General features: G+C 41.4%; 18 protein-coding genes. 6 read left to right on the plus strand and 12 right to left on the minus strand.

Annotation, left to right across the window (positions count from 1 at the left end; genetic code table 11):
- Nucleotides 1-9: 9 nt before the first annotated feature.
- From WKK05_RS38140 to WKK05_RS38160, 5 genes are all read right to left on the minus strand, one after another.
- Entirely contained in the window at nt 10-849 is an 840-nt protein-coding gene (locus WKK05_RS38140; protein ID WP_341531434.1) for a hypothetical protein, read from the minus strand.
- Nucleotides 794-1,342, minus strand: coding sequence for a hypothetical protein (locus WKK05_RS38145; protein WP_341531435.1), 549 nt, complete (start codon nt 1,340-1,342; stop codon nt 794-796). The genes WKK05_RS38140 and WKK05_RS38145 overlap by 56 nt, the downstream gene beginning before the upstream one ends.
- Entirely contained in the window at nt 1,339-4,410 is a 3,072-nt protein-coding gene (locus WKK05_RS38150; protein ID WP_341531436.1) for an AAA family ATPase, read from the minus strand. Before WKK05_RS38150 ends, WKK05_RS38145 begins: the two co-directional genes overlap by 4 nt.
- A gap of 241 nt (nt 4,411-4,651) precedes the next feature.
- Nucleotides 4,652-5,104, minus strand: coding sequence for a hypothetical protein (locus tag WKK05_RS38155; RefSeq protein ID WP_341531437.1), 453 nt, complete (start codon nt 5,102-5,104; stop codon nt 4,652-4,654).
- A 360-nt stretch (nt 5,105-5,464) separates the two neighbouring features.
- Nucleotides 5,465-5,629, minus strand: coding sequence for a ribbon-helix-helix protein, CopG family (locus WKK05_RS38160; RefSeq protein ID WP_341531438.1), 165 nt, complete (start codon nt 5,627-5,629; stop codon nt 5,465-5,467).
- A gap of 169 nt (nt 5,630-5,798) precedes the next feature.
- Here WKK05_RS38160 and WKK05_RS38165 point away from each other — a divergent pair, with 169 nt between their 5' ends.
- The gene (locus WKK05_RS38165) at nt 5,799-6,011 is read left to right on the plus strand and encodes a hypothetical protein (protein ID WP_341531439.1); all 213 of its coding nucleotides are present in this window, start codon (nt 5,799-5,801) and stop codon (nt 6,009-6,011) included.
- A gap of 385 nt (nt 6,012-6,396) precedes the next feature.
- Here WKK05_RS38165 and WKK05_RS38170 read toward each other — a convergent pair whose 3' ends face one another.
- A complete protein-coding gene (locus tag WKK05_RS38170) occupies nt 6,397-6,615 on the minus strand; it encodes a hypothetical protein (protein ID WP_341531440.1) in 219 nt (72 codons plus the stop codon).
- Nucleotides 6,616-6,731: 116 nt separating this feature from the next.
- On the opposite strand from WKK05_RS38170, the gene WKK05_RS38175 reads away from it, so the two are divergent.
- The 4 genes from WKK05_RS38175 (at nt 6,732) to WKK05_RS38190 (ending at nt 10,620) form a co-directional block, all read left to right on the plus strand.
- Nucleotides 6,732-7,862 carry a hypothetical protein gene (locus WKK05_RS38175; RefSeq protein ID WP_341531441.1) on the plus strand — a complete coding sequence of 377 codons (1,131 nt, stop codon included), beginning with the start codon at nt 6,732-6,734 and terminating at the stop codon, nt 7,860-7,862.
- A 616-nt stretch (nt 7,863-8,478) separates the two neighbouring features.
- A complete protein-coding gene (locus WKK05_RS38180) occupies nt 8,479-8,655 on the plus strand; it encodes a hypothetical protein (RefSeq protein WP_341531442.1) in 177 nt (58 codons plus the stop codon).
- Between the two features lie 37 nt (nt 8,656-8,692).
- Nucleotides 8,693-8,851: a hypothetical protein gene (locus WKK05_RS38185; RefSeq protein WP_341531443.1), complete on the plus strand. Its 159-nt coding sequence runs from the start codon at nt 8,693-8,695 to the stop codon at nt 8,849-8,851.
- A gap of 242 nt (nt 8,852-9,093) precedes the next feature.
- Complete coding sequence (locus WKK05_RS38190; RefSeq protein WP_341531444.1) at nt 9,094-10,620, plus strand: tetratricopeptide repeat-containing serine protease family protein; 1,527 nt, start codon at nt 9,094-9,096, stop codon at nt 10,618-10,620.
- Nucleotides 10,621-11,423: 803 nt separating this feature from the next.
- Here WKK05_RS38190 and WKK05_RS38195 read toward each other — a convergent pair.
- From WKK05_RS38195 to WKK05_RS38220, 6 genes are all read right to left on the minus strand, one after another.
- Nucleotides 11,424-12,008 carry a tetratricopeptide repeat protein gene (locus tag WKK05_RS38195; RefSeq protein WP_341531445.1) on the minus strand — a complete coding sequence of 195 codons (585 nt, stop codon included), beginning with the start codon at nt 12,006-12,008 and terminating at the stop codon, nt 11,424-11,426.
- Between the two features lie 492 nt (nt 12,009-12,500).
- Entirely contained in the window at nt 12,501-13,412 is a 912-nt protein-coding gene (locus WKK05_RS38200; RefSeq protein WP_341531446.1) for a tyrosine-type recombinase/integrase, read from the minus strand.
- A 455-nt stretch (nt 13,413-13,867) separates the two neighbouring features.
- Nucleotides 13,868-17,350 (minus strand): plasmid replication protein, CyRepA1 family, encoded by a 3,483-nt coding sequence (locus WKK05_RS38205; RefSeq protein WP_341531447.1) that lies wholly within the window; start codon nt 17,348-17,350, stop codon nt 13,868-13,870.
- The gene (locus WKK05_RS38210; protein ID WP_341531448.1) at nt 17,350-17,871 is read right to left on the minus strand and encodes a hypothetical protein; all 522 of its coding nucleotides are present in this window, start codon (nt 17,869-17,871) and stop codon (nt 17,350-17,352) included. Before WKK05_RS38210 ends, WKK05_RS38205 begins: the two co-directional genes overlap by 1 nt.
- Before the next feature lie 527 nt (nt 17,872-18,398).
- Nucleotides 18,399-18,701, minus strand: coding sequence for a fertility inhibition FinO-like protein (locus WKK05_RS38215; RefSeq protein WP_341531449.1), 303 nt, complete (start codon nt 18,699-18,701; stop codon nt 18,399-18,401).
- Nucleotides 18,702-18,719: 18 nt separating this feature from the next.
- On the minus strand, nt 18,720-20,156 hold the full coding sequence (locus tag WKK05_RS38220) for an NB-ARC domain-containing protein (RefSeq protein WP_341531450.1): 1,437 nt from the start codon (nt 20,154-20,156) through the stop codon (nt 18,720-18,722).
- A 369-nt stretch (nt 20,157-20,525) separates the two neighbouring features.
- Between WKK05_RS38220 and WKK05_RS38225 the strand changes: the two genes are divergently transcribed.
- Nucleotides 20,526-22,481: a protein kinase gene (locus WKK05_RS38225; protein ID WP_341531451.1), complete on the plus strand. Its 1,956-nt coding sequence runs from the start codon at nt 20,526-20,528 to the stop codon at nt 22,479-22,481.
- The last annotated feature ends 3 nt before the right edge of the window (nt 22,482-22,484 follow it).

Consider the following 22,484-nt stretch of genomic DNA (forward strand, 5'->3'; position numbering starts at 1 on the left):
ATATTTACTCTATTGTTTTTGCCAGTAACCGCTAGCTTGGGCAGCAGATTCAATTAGTTGCCTAGCACCAGCATTTGATTGCATATCTTCTACACGGGATTGACCGTCTAAAGTTTTGGATATATCAGCTAAGTTAATATTTGCTGCTGCTAATGCTCTAGATTGTTTCTGAGATTCAAGATGTTGGGATCTAGCAATATTTCCTGCTTGCACATTTTGAAGAGCTATCTTTTTGAGAATATCTTGCGTGACAACATCAGATTGTGCAGCTTCGGCTTGTTGTGAGGATATAGCTAGGGCTTGAGACGAAGCTTGCGCTTCTTGAGACTGAGCCTTTTGCCCCTCTCCACCCAATACTGATCGAGACTGCCCATAAGTAAAAGCACGATGCCAATCAGTCTCAGCATCAGTCCCTTGGGTAGAAGGACTTGTCTTAAAAGACTCAGCCTGATTTTTAGCGATCGCTTCTCTAATTCTCTCTCCTGAATCTATTGGATCTGGAGCATCAAGAGCGCCTGTTGTTGACAAAATAATCTGAATTAATTCATCTTGCTTTTCTTTGCTTAATCCGCCCTGAGACAAGGTAAATATCTTGGAATACTTATCAAAACTTTGCTTCCAAGTATTGTATGTTTTGAGAATATCATTGTAGGGCTTTAAAGTTTTCGACCAGAAAGACTGCTCATTGTCTTGAAGCTGCTCTACATTAGGCAGGTTACTTGAAGTATCAGTAGTTGCTGCTTTAACTAGAGATCCATGCGCTATTACTAATATAGTTATAGACAATAAAAGGCTAAGGGAAGAACATCGTACTTGGAAAACCGACATCATTTTGTTGGTTGGGGTCATAGAGGTTTTCGACAGATACAGTAAAAGTTTGTGGAGAACAAAATGTACTAACAGTAGCTTGCTTGCCTTGTATGGCTCGTGCTGTTACTGCTAGAGGTGAAATAACTCCTTCAGTAGTTTGTTTAGAAAGACCTTCAAAAAATTTCCCGTCATATCGGGGATTGTCTGGAACCAATCTTCCTGGAACTTTGTATATGAGAACATAAGTTTCACCAATTTTAAAAGGTTTATTAATACCTGGCTTTTCTATCCTCTCCACTTCATTTAAAGGTGAAGAAGGGTAGTTATAAAAAACATAGAGAGTTTTGCTGCTATCTATATAAGTATTGGCAAGATCCAGCTGTTTCTGACATTTAGCTGTTTGTTCTGCAATAAATTTTTCATGTTTCTCTTGGTTATACTTCCAAACTTGAAAACTACCTATTGCAGTCACTCCTGCCAAAATTGCCAACAGAATTTTATTTTGCACTAAGCCATTGACAATGCTACTCATAATTTTTCTCCCTGCCGGATGCGCTCAACATAATACTTAGAGAATTCTGATACCCATTTGAATTTGCTGCTGTAAATTTGTTTAAAGCGATCGCGGGCGGCTTGTTCTTCTCTACTATTGGCGACAAGGGCAATCAGTGGAGCTGAGGGATAGTAACGACAACGGACGTATTTATCTTTGTAATCCAGCAGCCACAGCGTGTACATCTGCTTTTGCTTGGGATAAAAAGATTGGTTCTTAGCAATAATCTGCTCTGGTACTCCTAGTATTTCTGTAATTTTTTTGGCAGCACCAGGAACTATTTTACCGATGAGTCGGCATGGCATATTTTCAAGTATTTTCGTGCCAGCCTCTGAATCAGCAATAGACGAAACATCCTGCCCCGCTAGAATTACACGAGAGCCAGACTTCCGGGCGGTTGCACATTTTCGTCCAACTAAGCTCCCCAAAGCCGGATAGCCCAAAAGAACACTTGCCTCGTCCATAAAAAATACACTTTTAGGACAAGAAAGTGATTGCCTTGATGCTGCCATATATGCAGACAATCCTAAAACTTCGGCAGCTTTGCCCGATTGTAAGTTGGTTAAGGCAAAAGTTATTAGCTTAGAATTGGTGTTGAAACTTGAAGGCTTACAAATCGCATTGCCGATAGAGCTTGCTTGCCAATAGCGTAGTCGCAGACGGATGAAATTAAGGGCCTCAACAGTTTTTTCTTCCTCATGTCGTAAATTAAGTCGCTCTTTGCTGAAAAACGGCTCTAAATCAACTAAAGTTGGAGTATCCGCCCAAGCACTAGATCCTATTCCTTGTTTTTGAGCTAATACAAAGCGTTGTTGAATCTCAGGATCTTGGTAAAATGCTTCTACTCCTAAAGGAATAAGTGACTCGATGGTTGATGCAATTAGCCCATCAAAAGACTGCGCTCCCAAGACAAGTTGCTCAACTATAGTATTGATATCATTTCTATGATTTTGAAGTCTGTAGTTTCTACCCTCAATATCATCTTCAGGTATTTCTGATAAATCTAAAGGTTGCATTAAATTATTTGATTCTTTAGAAATATCAAAATAAAACCCATTGAAGTAGGGGGTGTAATCGCCAAATGTACCTGTCCCGTCAGGGTTGGGGAAGTCGATGATGATCCCTGACATCCCTTGAGCTATACATTCGGTGAAAAGCGCGGCGATGATCAGAGATTTCCCGCAGCCAGTAGCACCTAAGACTAAAATGTTTTTAAACAGAGAAACATCAATTTTAATTGATGAGTGTCCTTCATCCGAAATTAATTCAAACCCTTCGGCGTCAGCAGGCGCAATTTGTATGGCGTTGGTCAGTCCTAGCAGTTCACTGGCAAAGAAAGTAAGCCGTCTGTTGTAGGGACGCAGCAGTATTTTCTCCTGTCTGACAAGCAACGTTTGTAGCCAGATAAACCAAGCATACTCCGTTTCACGGGTTAGTTCCGCAGGTTGGTTTATATATCCTTGAATCAGCCGACACGCCTCATCTACACGTTCTGGAGTGTCACGGTAAACCAATACTACCAATGCTAAGTTCAGCGGTACGTCACCTGTGTAAAGCTTTTCTTGGGCTTCAACTGAGCGTTTAACACTAATTTGAGAAGCAACATCAATTGTTTTAAACTTTTCAGTATTTAGTTCTGCTGCACGGGAACGCTTAGTAATTGTTTGTTGTGCCAATCGCGCCAGCTTACGATCTGCTGGATTAATCTCGGTGATCACCTCGACATCATAAATTGTATTCTTTGAAAAGACGTCCCACAGAAATCTTGCTTGCCCAGCGGTTGATGAAAACGCTTCTGGTTTTCGTGATAGAGTCATTACTCCCACATATTTTTTCCCGTGGGTTTGAGATGAATAGCACACCCAACGCCTGTCTGCATAAGGAACACCATTATTCAGCAAAACCGAGGTTGCATGAGCTTCATCTATTGTTTGAGATAGGTTCTTGAAGTCGGAATTTTCATTGAACTCTTCTCTAAGCCCAAGCTCATCAAAAACTAAAGTGTGAGGAACTTTAACGGGATTTGTTCCCACTTTGCTGCAAAGCTCCTTCCACAACTGCACCTCAGTTTTTGGCTGAGGTTCAAAACCCATTTCGTCCAATATTTGCTGATGTCTTGTTGATGCTTCTATACCATTATTGAGGATTTGGATTAACTGCTTTTTAGTAATCTCGCTAATACCTTCTTTACTAAACCTTTTTTGAATAAATACTCCTAGCTTATTAATCAGATTATCTAGAAAATCGCCACTTGTTCCGTCAGATGTTGTTGCTGTGTAAGTTGTATAAATATTCAGGACAATGTTTTTGCGAGAATGTTCACGCGTTAGTTCTTGAATCCTTGCCAATTGTCCATAATCTAAAAACTTGCTCTCTAAACTTACTGGGCTTTTTACACGCTTCCCAAAGTATTCTCTAGCCTCCGCATCATCACAAAAAGAACTCCAGCGAAAGGTAAACTTTTCTATCTGGGGCAGATCTTTACACCCATTTTCAAATGCTTGAGCGAGCGCCTCTACTTGTTCATCTGAATTGAATACCGGATGAATGCCCGTGCAACTATACCCGAAAACTAATTGTAGTGTGTTATTTGGGCTGCCAATTTGCTTTTTACTAAGTAAGTAAGCACCTGCTAAATGACCGCCTTTTTTCAATCGCACTAAGGTTGTTAGGTCAAGCCAATCTTCAAATGGGCTTAACTTTTTCACTGACTGCCGACTAACTTTTACTTTTTTGTTTCCAAGTTTTTGCTTCATTTGAGGTGAGATGTACTTGGCGTAACCACGAACCCAATAAGGTGCTGTTGGATAAATCTTCGACCAAAATAAATAAGGACGATCCCCCGATAAAATCAAGACAGTAGTGCTAGCCCAAAAGGCTGACACTAATGACCAAAGAATACTTGCTCCTAAAGTAATTACAAGGACGAAAACTAAACAAAATACAACCCCAAAAACAGCAAACTGAGTCGCGCTAAAAATCCCTAGCCGCGCTACATCTCCTATCGATTGATTGACTTGTTTGATTTTGGATGCTGAATTATTCACAATCCTTGATTAAAAAAATAATAAGCGCAAGGGAGCGACCGAACAATTCGCAATTCGCAATTCGCAATTCGCAATTATTACCCCATAACTAAAGTTAGGGGCTTGAATATTGATACTACGTGTTTTGCTTTTTTTCATAATTTAAATTAGGGGCTTTGACTCCAAGGTGAATCAATTATCAATCACGTCCGCAATTGCGAATTGCGAACTGCGAATTGCGAATTGGAAATGACCAATCTCTTTAGGCGCAAGCATTGCCTGTAAACAAAATGCTTTGAAATATGAACAGGATTAACAGAACGACGAAACCAACAAGAGGCATTTGAGCCACTTGAGTCAGTTCCTTTCCTTGTTGAACACCATCAAACACTTGATATGCAGCAGTCAAAAGACCAATAAATAATGTCAAGTTAAGTGCTGCAAAAATTACAGTTGGTAGCGCTTGAAGCAATGTATTCCCATTGGAAGTATTGAACATACACCGCATAGCTTGTTCTGCTGGGTCAAATAGACCAGCACGAGCCTTTGTGCCTTGAGTTAGGACACTAAAAGCTGCGGCTACTGCTACTAATGAGTTAAAGTTCTTGCCTATCCATTGAGCTAAAATTCCCGCCAGAATTTGTCCCTGTGTTTTTTGCTTGCTGTTTATCGAACAAGTATCAGGAAGTACAACAGTTGAACGAGTTCTCTTCATCACGTTTGAGTTGAATATTTCAAGTGAGAAACAGTCTTTGTTCTAGTAACAAGCAATCCCGCAATATTTAGCATTCAATTACCTGTTGCTAACTGCACAATCCTATCATATACAACTGAAATTACTAGGTAATTACAAACTTTCTCTGTGAAGTTTTTTCACGTTTGGAGGTTAAAAAACTCAAATAATCAAATAATATTTTAATCAGTTAATGGAGATCCAAGAAATAAAATGTCCCGCCGTATCAATAATATTTTTGGCAAACCGAGGTATCTAGGCGATGAAAGCCCCGAAGGGCTTTCATCGTTCGCGCTAGCGTCTCCTTTGGAGACGGCTGGACATTTTATTACAGGTTCGGGCCTAATGCCGCCGCTCGTGATGTGTAATTATTTTTTCTCTAATTAGTCTTTTGATTGTGTTTGAGAGGTTTGTACCCCACTTTTGGGCTATTTGTTCCAATTGCCGCCGCTCAAATTCGTCTAGGTAAACAGGTAGCGAAGTCTTTCTTTTCTTTTTACTATTCATGCTAAAAATTGATGCCTTTCTTGATGACATATTATGCCCTAATCAATAGCATTTCACCTATTTGTCACCTAATATATGCATGATTTTATGATATTATTTTAATATTAAAATAATCAAATACTCGCCAAACGCAACCATGTAATGTCGCTGAACAAAAAGGGGAATCAAAATGGCACGTCCGAAATCAGGTAGTCCTAATTTTGTCAATGTTACACTTCGTGTGGAAGAGGAGCATTTAAACAAACTCAAGCTTTATTCACAGGTGGTTGGAAAAAACCAGACTGAAGTCCTGCGCGAAGTAGTTATATCTGCCCTCAACTCCATCCCTGAACATCAAAGAAAAGCTATGGAAACCATTGCTCAGTGCAGAAGACAGAGCTGATTGGTTACTATATAGACCTTTCTGTAAGCACCCTCAACCTGACCTTTGTGTGAGGGCTTTTTATTGTCCCTCTATGTTTCTATCTGAGGACTATTGAGAAGGAGCTTCAACTGAAGAATCTTTAGATGACTATCCTCAGTGTTCTCGTGAGCCGCATTCTCCAAGTTGAGCGCCTGCTCCTGGAGCAAGGTCGGTAAAACTGTATCCTGGCTAAGATTATTCCAGTCCCGAGTATACCCATAAAATTCAATTACCTGTCCTGTAAATTCCACAATAAATTACCAGATTGAGCAATCACTTGAGTTTTACGCAAGTCTCCTGCTGTGCTGCTGATGCCACAGCATTATTCGTTCCATTGTAAAAAACGCGGAACCCTTTTATATAATCAACCTAGATAGTGAACGTCTAACAAAGTCATCAGTGACTGTAATTCCGAGTCTTGCCTATCACCTAACTCTTGTTTCAGATTAAATAGTTGATTTTCTAATATCTCAACAGCATAGAACATATTAGACTCTTGGGCGATCTTCAACTGGATTTCTCTAACTCTAATTTTCCTGAGCAATTCGTTGACAGCATCAATTGAATCAGTGTCTGAATCCATGATTGCTTCGCAAGATGTAGGAACAAATGGTGTCTTACAATATTTACACGTTAATCATTCCATATTTCATCATATAAACTAAACGAATCGAACCTACTACTGTAACTTGAAGTTTTATGAATACTCCCTTACCATTAGAGCCTCCTCAAAGTGCAATGATTGCACTTGTAACATTACGGGACTACTATGCCCCTCTTGTATCCGAGTATGAAAAGTTATATACCCAAGCTAAAACTAATCTCACCCATGTAGAAGCTTTATTGTCTAACTGGGCAAATACCGACGACGTTAAACAAGAGTCACCTAACCCAGAAAAACAAGATAAATCTTCCTTATCTGCTCTCAATGAATCTGTTAACGACGATTTGGCAGATACTCTCAATTATGCTCTCTCTGATCACGATTTATCATCTGTAGAAACAGAATTAGATGAATTTCTCTCGCCACCACAATTCCCACTTTTTGAAACCCGATTAGACCAGGGCGAAAATGCTCCTCAAAGAGTTCACCAAAGTGAACTGCCCCTATTTCCACTTATTGAAACTGGATTAGACAATGCCCTTGATGCTACTTCTTCTACAGATGACTCAACTGAGCCGCCCATATTCCCGCTGATTGAAACAGCAACGAATAGCGAGCAGCAATCGCTTCACAAAGTTGATATTCCCATGCTCCCCCAATACCAATCGCTGTCGCGCCCGGAAGCAATTGAACAAGTTCTGGCAGAACAGATTGGTCAAGTTGTCCATATTGATTTTATTGTCAAAACGCTTTATGGAGAGTTACTGCCAGATGTTTTTAAGGTGGTAAAAGGCAGAGTTCAATCTTCGCTCACTCAGGGCAAGGAGAGTAATAAATGGTTCAGTGTCCCTGGAAAACCAGGCTATTTTACTCTCTCTTTAACTTTGCTCTCCTCTTCTGGGACTCTAAATTCGTCTACAAAAGTCAAAGGCAAAAGTAACAAACAAGCGCCGCCACAGCCCAAAGAAATACCAATGCTTAAAGCATATCTTGGTCAATTCTTGATTGATGCTCTATCTGATTTTTTAGAGCAGAATGCTGGTAAAGTTTTTGGGATTGCAGAAATTATCAACGGAATCTATGGCGAACTCACTGAGACTAAGATTAGAGAAGTGAAAAACAAGGTATTGAATGAGTTATCACGGGGTCATCGCACAGGGCGATTCTTTAGAGTCCCTGACCAAATTGGAGTTTACACTTGGGATTTGGAATTGATCAACAAGTAGAAACTACTGATTATCCTAATCCAGCATCAATCATTTTCGCCAATGACTCTGAATTAAATCTCGTGAGCGATTCTGCCAACTGCTGAAAATATCGGTACTGCTCATCCGCGTTATCTCCTTCCCTCAAGCTCTAAAAGCTGACAAAACTTGAGGTAATCAACTTTCCAATTGAATTCGGCAATAGCAGTAGCAAACCTTTCAGCTATTTCTCTTGGAGAACTGCGCTTCTGTTGATGGCTTGCCGTTGTGTTCGTACTTTCCTGGGCGTTCCGTCATGTTCCCAGGTTATAGTAGGTTTGTATTAATAGCAATTTTAATCTCTTTCCATAGTTAACGGAAATAGAGCAGGAGTACAAGTACAACGCCACTTTTGATACAAACGTTTTGACGAGCGGATCTAGTAGGATTGTGGATTGAAACAGCACACTTCAAATGGCTTATAAAACTTTGATTGCCAAATTATTGACTGCATTAGTAAAGTGCCTGTGGTTTCTATTCTGTGCTGTCAACTCCATAATGATTCTCTAACCATTGCAACAACCCTTCCTCATTGGCGATGTGCTTCGGGTGAGTCGATTTTGTTCAGGTTTTCTGGTTTCACGTTAAATCTGGCATCATGAACGTCAACTTCCACGCTAAATTCACCAAGGGCAACAGCTATGCGTTAGTCATGGAGGATTATGGTGGGATCTCACTGCAAGGATACGTTAAAACAAATCGCTTAGAAATCACAGATATTCTATTAATTGCTTTACAAATCACAGATATTTTTAACGGCGACGCGGCTGGATAAAGTTCTACAGGCTGTCCAAGAAGAAGGAGCAGACCTAGTGATTATCAACACTGCCCCACACTCAGAAAGCGCGGCTCTTGCAGCAATCAGAGCTACTGATTTAATCTTGATTTCCAGCCGAACCAATATTCTAGATTTAAGAGCGATCGCCGACACAATTGAATTGGTGAATTTAGCGAAAAAAAAGCAACCATAATTCTAAATTGTGTCCCGACCAGAGGGTCGCTGGGCGATGAGTCCGCTGAAGCTATTCAAAGTTATGGGGTTACGCTCTAGTGATCACTAATAAGTAGGCTTTTATAGTTTTGGATAAGTTAATTTATTTTGACTGACTTTTGCGTGATTAATTACGGTATTCTATTAAAATTGTCCTTTTTCAGAAATTTTATTAATTCTGCTGTATATCCTCCATGTACTTGCTCCTTTATAAGAAATTAAATGAAATTTTATTATTCACTCACACCAGCGTTAATTGGTGTATCAATCGCTTTTGTGCAACCCCAAAATGCTTTTGCACTCTCCTCAGCTGAAGTTGCTAAAGTTGCCAAAGCTATTACTGTAGAAATTTCTAATCCTAATGGCTCAGGCACTGGAGTCATTATTAAGCGAGAAGGTAATAATTACACCATTCTCACTGCCAAGCACGTTGTCGAAGCTCAAGCTAAATACGAAATTGTGACTCCAGACGGAGCGCGTTATTCTCTTAATTACAGCACTGTCAAAAAGCTGCCACAAGTAGACCTAGCTGTTGTGCAATTTGCCAGCAATCAAAATTATCCTGTTGCCAAAATCGGCAACTCCGATTCATCAACAGAAGGAACAACCGCTTATGTAGCTGGTTTTCCACAAATCAGTGCTGCGATTTCTAGTTCAATTTATAACTTCACTAATGGGCAGATTACTGCTAATGCCTCAAAACCTCTGCGTGATGGCTATGCATTGGTCTATAGCAACGATACATTAGCAGGGATGAGCGGCGGCCCGGTATTGAACGACCAAGGGGAACTTATAGGAATTCATGGTAGAAGCGACACAACTGAAAACTTTAAAATCTCTGATAAAAATCCCAACGTGATTATCAAAACTGGTTTTAATTTGGGCATTCCGATTAACACCTTTTTGAGACTCTCAGCTAAAACTGGGGCAGATGTGGGCGTTAGTGCGCCTAACACACGAACAGCCACAGCACCGAAAGCTGATGACTTCTATATTCAGGCTGGAGATAAGTACAAAAAAGGAGACTTGCAAGGAGCACTCGCCGATTTAAACCAAGCCATTAAGATTAATCCCAACTTTGCCAATGCCTACAACAACCGGGGAGTTGTCCGCGATGAGTTGGGAGACAAACAAGGGGCAATCACCGATTTAAACCAAGCCATTAAGATTAATCCCAACTTTGCCAATGCCTACAACAACCGGGGAAATACCCACGCCCTATTGGGAGATAAGCAAAGGGCGATCGCCGATTACAACCAAGCCATCAAGATTAATCCCAACTTAGCCGATGCCTATAACAACCGGGGACTTGCCCGCGCCCAGTTGGGAGACAAACAAGGGGCAATCGAAGATTACAACCAAGCCATTAAGATTAATCCCAACTTAGCCCTAGCCTACAACAACCGGGGGGCTATCCGCTTTGAGTTGGGAGACAAGCAAGCAGCAATCACCGATTACAACCAAGCCATCAAGATTAATCCCAACTTTGCCTATGCCTACAAAAACCGGGGAACTGCCCGCGATGAGTTGGGAGACAAACAAGGGGCAATCGAAGATTTCAACCAAGCCATTAAGATTAATCCCAACTATGCCAATGCCTACTTCAACCGGGGATTTCTCCGCGCTAACTTGGGAGACAAACAAGGGGCGATCGCAGACTATCAAAAAGCTGCTAACCTCTTTCAAGAACAAGGAGATACAAATTCCTATCTAGACTTGATGGGCTGGATCAAGGAGCTTCAGCAATAGTCGATATTAGAAATTGTGAATAGTAACGGTTTGCTAGTACAAACTCGTGAAGGTAATACTATCAAAAGTCCCGATTGTCCTTACACATTGCTTCTTCACTTAGAAGGCGAGGCTAATAAACTTGCCTGACTGATTTGGCTAACAAAGCAATTGCCCGAAAGCAATATCTGCACTCCAAGAAAACCTGCTGTCAGTTTCAGAACTGCGGCTGAAAGCTTTATCTAGGAGCTGTCTAGGTAAAACTGCACGAATCAGTGCATAAAGGATTTAATACTACCTAGACAATCATCATAATGCAGCACGAGCAATGTCACTCGATAAGCTGCTGCTTCATCGGCAGTAGTTTGGTGCAGTGCTGAATGCTGCCGCCTACGCCAGGAGCTAAAAAACTTGGGTTACACACAAAGCCATTAAGCCACTAAAAAAAAATAAACTGAAAATGCCTAAATAGTTGTATGGCACAATAGCGATTAATAAGAGTGCTATTTGGGCAAGCGGTCACAAGCCATTGAACTCAACATCAGCCAAGGATAATTTTCTACAATCTCATTAAAATAAGCACCTTTGCACCTTTTGTTCAGCCCAAGCCTACACCTGTAATACTTGTGTAGTTAACTGCGAGTCGGGGAGCCTTTTAACCTCATATATCACTTATTAACTATTTAGGCATTTTCAGTTTATTTTTTGCATCTATTTTTAGGTTTTCAAAAATCATGCCCTTTTTACCACCCAAATCGGGAAAATGGGCTTGCCTTTATGTGAAGCGATTGCATCCGTGGTTAGTGCAATCGCCTCCCAAAGACTTACTTCGCTCCGGCGTTCAGTTGACGAATCTTTTCCAAGATAGTTTGGTGATAGCCTGTCTCACCCTGCTGCAAAAATAAACTATCGCCTTTCTTGTAATCGGCGATCGCACCTTTCTTATCCCCCATTTCCACCCTGAGTAAACCCCGATTTAAGTAAGCCCTGGCGTTGCTTGAATCAAGTTCAATCGCCTTGGTGTAATCAGATATTGCACCTTGATAATCCCTAATTTCCTTACGCGAGAGTCCCCGGTTGTTGTACGCTATGCTATTTTTGGGAGCCATTGTAATTGCATAGGTATAGTCTGCAATCGCTCCTCGGTGGTTGCCCAGGGCTGCATGAGCTGCACCCCGGTTACTGTAAGCATTGTCATCTTTGGGGGCCAATTTTATTGCTTGATCAAAATCAGAGATTGCACCTTTATAATCACCCAAATTGTATTTTCTGACACCACTGTTTACATAGGATTCAGAGTCCATTGCTCTCTGCGCTAGTTGCACAGGTACTTTCTCGGCATAGGCTATCGGTGCGTGGACTGTTGTAGCTAATACTAGTATTGCAATGATTACTTTCAATCCGTTCATTTTTAGTTCTCCTTCAGTATCGGTGAATTAATTAGGTTATCTTTATTACTGCTAGATATCAAATCCGATATCAAAACTGGAATTGCTATCTGCCAAATTTGCTTAAACGTGCTTAAGCAGACGTGGGAATTGTGTCAGCATTGATATCGAAACCGATATCAAAACTGCGGCTGGGCGGGGGGCGAGGCATTAGTACAGGTAATAGTACACCCTTGGGTAGTGAAAATGGCGGTGATTACATGAATGATTGCAAGCGCGTAAACTTTCAATTAATTCAAGTTAGCTACTTGGTTAAAAAGAACTTGGTATACAAAACTAATTGCGAATCACTAAATAATTACGCTCTTCGTAATTAATTTCCCAATTACGAACTTGTGCTGAGCTTGTCGAAGTATTACTCTGTTACAAATTATTTTGACGGAGCAAACGTAATACTATCTCTAGCTGAAAATGGTCAGTTCACGACAGTAGAGAAATTGCAGATCACTCGTTTTACTTCGGTAAGTAAAGCCCAGTACTATCGTTGGGTCGGGCATGAGTATAGCGACTAGTTTGGTTGAGTGATGAATGTCCCAGTGTAACTTGTAAAAGCTGCATAGGTGCGCCCCGTTCTAGACTATGGGTTGCATGACTGTGCCTGAGCCAGTGTGGTGAAACATGACCAGAAATCCCTGCGCGTTTTCCAGCATCCGCAACAAGAGAGCGAATCCGCCGTTCGCCCACGAAACCACCCTGGCGGCTAACAAACACGGGTGCATCTGGATTATTATTGGTTCTTTGTGCCAGCAATTCCTGGTAAATATTTTTTGGGATGATCACGGTTCTGGTTTTCTGTCCCTTCCCGTAAAGCGTAACTTGTCCGTTGCCATCGCGCCCTGGCTGTACCGAGTGCCATGTTAAAACAGCAATCTCGCTCACTCTAGCAGCAGTATAATAAAGCACTTGTATCACTAATCGGTCACGACCCTTGGGGGTCAGGGCAATCATTGTCATCACTTCTACCTCAGAAAGCAGGCGTTCGGCTAACTTATCTTTGGGTTCGGGTAACGACACTTGGGCGGCGACATTAAATTTTGTCCATTCCACTTTATTAGCAAACCGCAGCAGACTTTTAATCGCCGCAAGTCTCCTAGCACGAGTCGATGCCTCGTACTTCTTAGTTTCCAAATAATCAGCGAACCCTAGAACGTCGTTCATTGTTACTGTTCGCAAATCTAAATCATTGAGCTGTACAAGTTTTGGACTTACACCTAGCAAAAAGGACATGAAACAACGGATATCTGTATCATAAGAACGCCGGGTTTGGGGCGAACGCTTGCTACTCTTCCACAGCTCCACTATTTGGGCAGTGTTGGTCACATCTGCCATCCTCTGCACCGAGTTTTCTGCCCCTGGTGTTAGCATCGAGAGTTCTCAGGTTCCCACATCCAATCCAATCAGCCTCGAACACCAGCGGGGTGACGAAACTGTGTCCCTTTTTCAATTATCGATTCCAGGGGAGCAACATTTACTAAAATTTTCTAGACGTGAATTCACGCCTACATTTTTGAGTGAACTGGACTTGGTGCTAATTCGCGTATCTGTGTAAAGTAAAGAACTTCCCTCCGCTAAACAATCAACTTGGAAACACGACACAAAGCGACTGATAATCTCAAGATCCGATAAATATAGTTTTCGGATCTTATCGCCCCAAACCCTATATTTATCGTCGCTGTCGGGGGAGCAAATCAAGGGATAATTTGACGCCTAATTTGAAAATTTTGCTCCCTAATGTACTTAGAAGTAAGGGACAAAATAGTAACTAAGCGCAAACGAGCGCTCCAATGGGGAACGCGAATAATATTAGTTGGTTCATGAAATTAACCCTCGATTGGCAACACCTCCTCGGATAGCAAGGCGTAAAATTCCGGTACTGTCAACTCCAAAGAGCGCAATTCATTCGCCGCGATCGCTTCCAACTCCAGCACTGTCTCCCAGCGCAAATCGGAACACCATCGTTGAAGGGTATTTTTCAGTGCCGAAACTCCAAGGGTAATAGCAGAGCGAAGCATTTCAACGCAATGGAGCAGAGAAGTCCGTTCACTTGAGTGTGGTTCTAGCCGCGTAGTATCCCCCCCCTCATAATGGGAAATCCCTATAGCATTATGGGGGGGGGTGGATACGGGGTGCTGACTCGACTCAACGCCCGACTGGGAGTGTATTGCAGCCTGATATGGGTCGGAGGTTTGGGCAACGTAACAGATGTTCCCCTGTTTCAAAGTGCGCTGTTGTTGGCGGTGAGCAATAACTTGTTTTGCAAATTCTAATTCCTCCACAGATAGCGAGTAAATTTTCACCTGTTGACCGCGTTTGCCCTGCTTGCGACAGGCTAACTTTAGCCCCAGCTGTTCAAGCATTGTGGCGAGTAGCCAAATCGGTTCACAGTCACTAGGGACAGTAAACCCAAGAATTGCTTTAATATGAGCAGCGCAATTAAGAGCGATCTCCCTCATATTTAACAGCTCGCTGTCGCTGGCAGTAACTTCACCCCCGGCGATTAAACTAGTGAGGATGTGATGCAAACCCAAGTTGAAACGGGCCAGCCAATTCGCTGAATAATTACCCCAGTCGATGCACAAAGGTAAATTGTCGCGTTCGGTGCGGTCAAAGTCCGTGACAAGTTTTGGAGGACTTGGGTATTGTCTGCCAGTAATCGGGTCAACAATCTCGTCGCCTGGTTTTTCCAGAATTGCCTCAAGGGAAGCGATCGCTCGAATCAACCGACCACCCGCATCTTTTTCAACTAGCTCCGGCGTTACTTCTATACCGTAAGCTGACCAAATGCGGAATTTCTCACATTCAAAAACGTCTTGTGGAGAGAGATAATCCTTGCTTTGGCGGAGACGATATTCACTTGGGGTAATATTGTTAGCTCTAGCAACAGCTGAGTAATGGGCAGTGTTCAAAGCCTGTGCTGCTGATTTCAACTGCTCTTGGGCTTTAGTATCACTATCGCTGCCGAGGGGTACTATAGTATTGCCCATTTCAGTGAGGAGCGATCGCAGGTCATCGCGCAGATTATTCAGAGAATAGTGACGGTTAGCCTGAATTTGACAGAAAGCCTCTAGCGCCCAGTCTTTTTCTGCACCCCGCTTGCCTGTTTCACGGTCAATTCGCAGTAGAAAAGCAGTTATTTCGTTGGTTTGCAGTATGTGTTCTTTAATCTTGTCGGCGTTGGTATCCTTGTAACCGAAGGGAGGACGTGGGGCCACCCAAACGTGAAACGGCACTTTTGGACGATAGCGGTAGAGCTGTTGGGCGCACTCGGTTGCAGTTTGGGAAACTGCATGGAACACACCGAATACCAAATCAAAATGATATTGGGCAATGTCTACCCCAGTCCCCAGGCTAGGAGAAGTGAACAAAGCATCAAGGTTTTTGACGGCATTGGTGATATCTTTGATGAATGCAATGTTCTCCTCGCTGCCGGAGTTGTCTGAATGCACAGACCAAATGCGTAGTCCCGATAAATGATTGCTGGCTGAGTTGGAATCGGATGATTCTTCTATTTTTATTGTTAGAGACTTTTCAAGCTTCTTAATGAAACGCTTGGAGTCAGAAACCACCATAATTTTCTGACCTGCCATCAGTGCCGCCGAAATCTGTGCGACTATAGCGCTAGAATTATCCCCTTCATACCAGTAAATTGTGCGCTCTCCATTTCGCCACTCGTTTTTGACGATGTAGGGGATTTCGTCTTTGGGGCGCATGGAGCGAAAGAAATCTACGGTTAAATCGTCCATGTGTGCATCAGCGATGACAACCAGTGGGGCGTTGTATACTATATATTCCAGTACCTCCAAGATGGCTGCTCGATGTGCTTTGCAAGTATTACTGTGCAGTAGGTGAGTGAGGTATTGGCAAGCTTCATCAATAAATATGCAGCCGTATGTGAGGGCTTGAGTGTTGAGTTTGTACAAGCTGTCGATAGTAATCGACAGAGCTGTGGCTTGAGCTAAACCCATGTAACCTAAGTCTGAGTACATGGCAGTTCTCAAGCGATCACTGAGATTTTTGAGCAAGTTAACGCGATGCCCGTTGTTGAGGAACCGAGCGTCGGGGTTTTGGTCACGCCACCAACGCATTAATTCGGTTTTGCCCGTACCCATATCGCTCCATAAAACCACAAGTCCTAACTTGGGAAATCTAAATTGTGGGCGAGTATGAGTTTTTTCGTTTGAAATTCCGCCAGAATCCGTCTCTGACACCTCCTTTATCTTTTCTCCTTCAACAGAAGGTGTAAACAACTTTTCTTGAGCAATCTCATAAAGAGCCGGGACGTTGGAGCATTTTTCCTGCAAGTTAGGAATGTTGAGGGCAAGACTCAGATATTGAACGTTGACTGTCACATCGGGTTTATACTTGCTCAGTCCCCATTTTTTCGCCCGATAGCCGCGTTGGTAATCAGCAAGCGATTTGGCATCATCAATAATCGCAGTCAGTAATGCATTGGCATCTTCGCCGCGACCAACCACAAAATCATCCACACCTTTTTCTGGCCCTGGCAGTAATGCAACTTCACAACTAGCACCAGCAGCAACAATAGCCTTACCTGTCCTTACCGTTGCTTGAAAAACCGACCACCGGGTATTGCTTCTGGTTTCGTAGTCGAATAATATAATGAACTTGCGCCCTGGTTGTGCCAATGGTACTAAATCTGGGTGCAGTCGTTCATCAAAGTCCCGTTTGCCTACGCGACCATTCCAAATTCCTGGCAGCGCGATCGCCACATATCCCATACTGAGCAAGCAGGCCGCTTTTTTTTCGCCCTCGCATAAGATTACGGGAATCTCCAGGTGAGAGATCACCCACTCCCAGAACAGGCGTGGATTGAGTATATCTTGTAGCCGCAGCGCCAAGGGTGAGAGATGCCGCTTAATGTTGTGCCGCCGCGCAACCTGATCCCAAACTGGGTTAGCGACATCGAAGTAAGTGACACGGTTGGCTACTTTGGGGGGTGATTCGTACTTAACAGGCTTACCTTTCTCCCAATCAATGCGGGGAAAGTTCGGTTTTATGCGTCCCCATTCCATTGGTTGCCAGTTTTTGAACGGGTCAAGGGACTGAATCCACGTCCCACCCAACAGCAAATGCTGATATTGCCTGATGTATGCATCTGTGACTCGCCCTGCATTTTTCCGGGGTATCTTATCGGAGATAAACAGGTAGTCGTAAACCGCCTCTCCTTCAATGTGGAAAAAGTTGCGTTCAAGCAATGCCGGGTGAATCGCACTACCAACTGTTAGCTCATGGTAAACGGTTGCCGTGAGGTTGTTGGGATATTCAATTGGGGAATCACTCATTAGCTGACGCCCCTTGGAGTAATTAGAACTCTTGTTGTGTCAGGTAATGGGGTTACAAGCTTTGTGCTAACACCAGAAAAATTGCTTAATTGCCTCTCTGCTCCCTTTTCTCTAAAAAGAATATGGGTACTGAACATCTCCCCAGTTTCTAAAACTGTGCCAAATACAAAATCAAGCTCTGGGGAGATCAACAGCAATAGCTCGGCTTGCGGGTCTAACTCAATCAGCGCATTCGTTAACTGATACCGTTTTGTTAAGGCTTGTATGTAATCATTGGCTGTCACACTAATGATTGCCAGCGCTTTTTCACATAGCTGTGTTTTGTTTTTGTGATGCCAAAACCAACTTGTTTTCGGCAATATCCTCGCTCTTTTTAAGACATTCTGAAAGCGAGTTTCCGCAAATGAGCTAATGATCCACTTTTGTTGCACATCAAAGTTAGGCTGCTGGGATGGCACACAAACAACTCCCGACAGCCTATACCCGACACCCTCTTGTATGGGACGATCGCCATTTTTCACAGTATTTACCTCTGATAACTCGGTTTTTGAGTTTCAGAGGGGGTTATTCGCGCTACTGCTGTTTTCAGCTACAAAATTCTCAATCTTTCTTTATTAAACTTAATTTATCTAAAATTGAGGAATTTTGGCAGCCAAAATTTTCCACTAGAAATTGTGTAATTTCTGTAGACACCCTATATTATCTATATAATAGGGAAAGCAGCGCGGATTATACTCTCGGACAAATTTAGGGGTCGTCTGGGTCGCCAAACTTTAACAACCGCTTATTTTGTTCTTTCGAGATCAACCCCGCTCTGAGGTTATATGGAACTTAAGACCCGCACAAAGCGCTACTCCTTAGTGGCGCTTTGTGTGTTAAATGCGGGTATGTTGTTGTAAATTCACCTTTATCTCCTTTACATAACTATCAGCTTGAGTTTACATAACTTGTGACCTTTTGTTATCTAACGACATTCTGATCTTTTGTATATAACTCCTCCGTATTTACCAGTATTTTTCCAGCTTACCCTAGTTAGGTAATCACTTTTTCAAGCAGCACCTAACGCAGAGGTCGTCTCTGCCTTGGGCTTGCGCTCAAAAACTTGTATGCTGGGTTCCTCTAACACGAACCCATTTTCTGTTTGCTGACCGAGTTTACCAGCATTCGCTACTACCCACTGTGGGTAATTACTGGCTGCATCTGTCAGTTTTTTGTAAATTTTGGGCTTGACTGTAATTGAAATGATGCGACCATCACAGTCAATTTCAAATTGTTGCCAACCATTCTCCACTGTATTGGATTGTGGTAGTTCGTTGATTTTTACAGTAATCTCTAATTTGCCTGCAATCATAATAAATACCTCCCTCTTTTAAGATGCATTTGCTAATGTTGGGAAAGCATCACTTGTATGCACCAATCCTTGTGGATCAGTCAAAATATACTTTTTAATTACTGGCTGAAGAGTAAAGCTAATTTCTTTTGTAATTGGGTGTTTAATACTTTCTAATAATGACAGCCGTTCAAGTTTCTCTAATGCTTTAACTAACTCTGAAGTTGAAACGAATGTCTCCTGTTTCTGATTGATATTAGTTAATAACTTTAGAAAACTAACAGACTGAGAATTTGAATCTATTTCATTTGCTAAATGAATCATAATCTGCCGCTGAATATCGCTCAATACCTGACTAAACATCTTATCAAGTACCGCTTCAAGTTCGTCGCTAACAAACGTAGTTTGGTTTTTAAAAAATATTTCGGTATCTCCAGCGAAGAAGTAATTAATTCGCTCACCTACTGTTTCTAGTTCTAATGGATTACCGCTGTAAGTTTTAATCAAATGGTGGCACTTTTGTGGATTGGTCAAACCTTGGGCAGCTAAAAGCTGCATTGCAGCGTCTGTATCTAAGCCTTTAATTTTGAGATACTGAATAGGTCGTTTAGCTCTAATTAAACTATCGAATTCATTAGGAAAAACTCGACCAGTTAAAAGCAAGCAGCTTTGGTGCTGCTCCTCTACTAAGCGACGAAAAAAAGTTCTATACTCTAGCTGCTGCTCGAAGTTATTTTTTTGGTACAATGCGTCAAACTCATCTAAAACGATCAAACAGCGGCGCGATTGCAATTGCTTAATCAACATTGTAATCCTTGCTTGAGTATACTCAGGCAAGCAAGAAGAGGGTTCTACGGGTTGAATTAACTCTATTAGCTCAGTTACTAAGTCCTGAACAAGTGGTGCATGGGACACTGATTTCCAGATAAAGTAATCAAAGCTGGGTTGAGATTCTACGCTGAGTTCTGCTATTAGCTTTGCAGCTAGTGTACTTTTACCAACTCCTGGCATCCCTATTAGTGAAATGCAGCGCTGCTTAGTTACTAATTCTTTTAAATGAACCAGTTCCTGTGTCCGTCCATAAAAGCTAGATATGTTAGGTGGTTGACCTCCAGTGATTTGTACAAAGTTGTCGGGGGGGAGTACTTGTTTTACATTTGATGTAGATGGAGTATGATACTTTTTTGGGGTTACTACTTTTAAGAGATCCCGCAAATTCTTTTTGTAAACCCGTTCCCCATTTCCAATGGTGGCAGAAAGTACATCCCATAGCTGAGGAGCTAAACGTCGTTGCAGGTAATTGAGACTATAAGGCGAGTTTTCCGCTATCTCCTCGTAGTCGCAATCATTCCATGTTCCCTTCAAGATAATGATCTCAGCTTCCGATAAGTGTCTACCTATTTTGGCAAGCACTAGTTCATCTACTATGACCAAAGCTTCTTCAAAGGTTACTTTTCTGGAACAATTTTGTTCCAAAAAATCCTCTCCTGTTATCTTGAACGAGGAAGGGGAAGGATTTGATGGGAGATTTAGCTTTTGCCCAGCATTAAAATCCATGACTACCCTTGTCTTATTGGGACAATAGATGTTTTTAAGTGAGGTGCGATAGATAAAGGTTGTTTTAAGAGCGTGTCACAACAGACTTAATTTTACTAGACTTTTCCGCTTTTAATTGCTTCCTTGGGCAGAAGTAGCATACGAATTTCTAATGTTGTTACTAAACCTTCAATGTACCTAGATATATGCTTGTAAGCCAATCAAGGAGCCACGCAGCAATAAAATAATGTACTGAATTTGCTAACTTACAGGAACCAGCTATCGACCGCTTATATAAATTTTTCAAATATGTCATGCTATTGTATCAATCCCTTTTGCGATCATCGTCAAAATCCCAATAACACTGAAAATTGCCTGTCTTGTGGTACTTCGCTCTTGATTAATAACCGCATCCGCATAGTCAAACCATTGAGAGCGCTTAGTGATAACCCTTTTAATTATTTTGAAGTTTTTGAAGTAGACGACGCTGGTACTCAATGGAACCCTGTTCGTAAGCAGCGAGTCATGAAAGTTCTGAAATGGGATACTGCTAGATTAGTTAAGTTAATCGAGCAGGAATCTCTGGCTTTACAACTCATTCAACATCCCAACATTCCTGAAAGCACCTTGGACGATTTTTTCACATTTGTTCCTAAGAATAGTCGCCTAACATTATATTGCTTAGTGATGGATAAATTTGAGGGAAAAAATTTAGAGCAATGGTTAGAATCTAATGGGCCAATTTCGCAATCTTTAGCAATAGAATGGTTACGACAGCTAGTTGAAATTCTTGATGTAGTACATCATGCTGAATTTTTTCATAGAGATATCAAACCTTCTAATATAATTCTTAAATCAGATAAGCAACTAGCATTAGTTGACTTTGGAACAGCGCGAGGAGTTACTGATACTTATTTAGCTAAAGTTAGTGGAAGTGGAGGAACTAGTACAAGGTTAGGAAATTATGAAATTACTTCTATCGTCTCGCCTTGTTATACCCCAATTGAACAAATTAATGGTAAAGCAGTACCTCAGTCAGATTTTTACGCTTTGGGGCGAACCTTTGTACGTTTAGTCACTGGTACTTATCTAACTGACTTACCAACAGATGGAAAAACAGGAAACCTAATCTGGAGAGATAAAGCATCGCAGATTGATAAACCTTTTGCTGATTTTCTTGATGAGTTGATGGCTCCGATGCCAGGACAGCGTCCAGCAACTACTGAAGTAATTTTGCAGCGATTGGAGCGCTTACCACTTAAATCAAAGCTTAACAGAGTTATTAAATCAAAATCATTTAAAATTAGTGCGTTTGTATTAAGTCTGATGAGTATTGTTGGTTTAATATATGCGTCTCTACCTCTAGTAGCAAAATATTACTTAAATGAAGGTGCAAAAGCTTATAAAGATAAGCAATTTGATCAAGCTCAAACCGACTTTCAAAAAGCAATATATTTTTATCCCAAAGTAAAGCCTACAGTAGCAGATTATTTTTTAAATCAAGGTAAAGAAGCTTATAAAGAAAATAGAACTGGAGATGCTGAACGAGATTTTCAAAAAGCAATAAAATATGAGCCTAATTTAACTTTTTCAGTTGCAAACTTTTATTTTGAGAAAGCTTTACAGCATCAAAATGACCCTAAAATTGCTAGAGTAAATTATGAATTAACTATTAAATACAACCCTAAGAATGATACTGCTTATAATAATTTAGCAATAGCTTGTCAACAGTTACATGACTTTAATTGCGTTAATAATACTTACAAAATAATTTTTGAATTAAAACCTAATAAGTGGGAGTCACATTACGGATTAGGTTATTTTTATGATGGGCAAGGGAAATATAATTTAGCAGAAGAGCAATACGAAATTGCTATAAAAAGTAGTGATAAAGCAATATTTGCTGTTGCAGCTTTAGCACGGTTAAAAAATAGAAAAGGCGATTACAATGCAGCAAGTACTTTAGCTTTAAAAGGTTTGCAGAAAACTAATAATAAAGAGTTGCAGGCATCGTTATATAAAGATTTGGGATGGGCAAAATTAATGCAAAATAAGTTAACTGAAGCCCAAGTATATTTAGAAAAAGCGACTAATTTAGATAGTGAAAGAACAGATGCATATTGTTTACTGTCCCAAGTAGAAGAAGCATTAGGTAAATTAAATTATGCCAGAGCTTATATAGATGCTTGTATCTTAACTAAATCAAGCCTGCCAGAAGTATTTCTCTGGAGAGCAGATTTACTAGACCGTATACTTGATAAATGATAA

Source organism: Nostoc sp. UHCC 0302, assembly GCF_038096175.1.
Classification (GTDB): domain Bacteria; phylum Cyanobacteriota; class Cyanobacteriia; order Cyanobacteriales; family Nostocaceae; genus UHCC-0302.

Coding starts and splice junctions, on each gene's coding strand:
- WKK05_RS38195 (WP_341531445.1), bottom strand. CDS start 12,008: ATGAACGGATTGAAAGTAATCATTGCAATACTAGTATTAGCTACAACA.
- WKK05_RS38165 (WP_341531439.1), top strand. CDS start 5,799: ATGGCACGTCCGAAATCAGGTAGTCCTAATTTTGTCAATGTTACACTT.
- WKK05_RS38140 (WP_341531434.1), bottom strand. CDS start 849: ATGACCCCAACCAACAAAATGATGTCGGTTTTCCAAGTACGATGTTCT.
- WKK05_RS38225 (WP_341531451.1), top strand. CDS start 20,526: ATGTCATGCTATTGTATCAATCCCTTTTGCGATCATCGTCAAAATCCC.
- WKK05_RS38175 (WP_341531441.1), top strand. CDS start 6,732: ATGAATACTCCCTTACCATTAGAGCCTCCTCAAAGTGCAATGATTGCA.
- WKK05_RS38205 (WP_341531447.1), bottom strand. CDS start 17,350: ATGAGTGATTCCCCAATTGAATATCCCAACAACCTCACGGCAACCGTT.
- WKK05_RS38190 (WP_341531444.1), top strand. CDS start 9,094: ATGAAATTTTATTATTCACTCACACCAGCGTTAATTGGTGTATCAATC.
- WKK05_RS38170 (WP_341531440.1), bottom strand. CDS start 6,615: ATGGATTCAGACACTGATTCAATTGATGCTGTCAACGAATTGCTCAGG.
- WKK05_RS38180 (WP_341531442.1), top strand. CDS start 8,479: ATGAACGTCAACTTCCACGCTAAATTCACCAAGGGCAACAGCTATGCG.
- WKK05_RS38155 (WP_341531437.1), bottom strand. CDS start 5,104: ATGAAGAGAACTCGTTCAACTGTTGTACTTCCTGATACTTGTTCGATA.
- WKK05_RS38160 (WP_341531438.1), bottom strand. CDS start 5,629: ATGAATAGTAAAAAGAAAAGAAAGACTTCGCTACCTGTTTACCTAGAC.
- WKK05_RS38215 (WP_341531449.1), bottom strand. CDS start 18,701: ATGATTGCAGGCAAATTAGAGATTACTGTAAAAATCAACGAACTACCA.
- WKK05_RS38145 (WP_341531435.1), bottom strand. CDS start 1,342: ATGAGTAGCATTGTCAATGGCTTAGTGCAAAATAAAATTCTGTTGGCA.
- WKK05_RS38200 (WP_341531446.1), bottom strand. CDS start 13,412: ATGCTAACACCAGGGGCAGAAAACTCGGTGCAGAGGATGGCAGATGTG.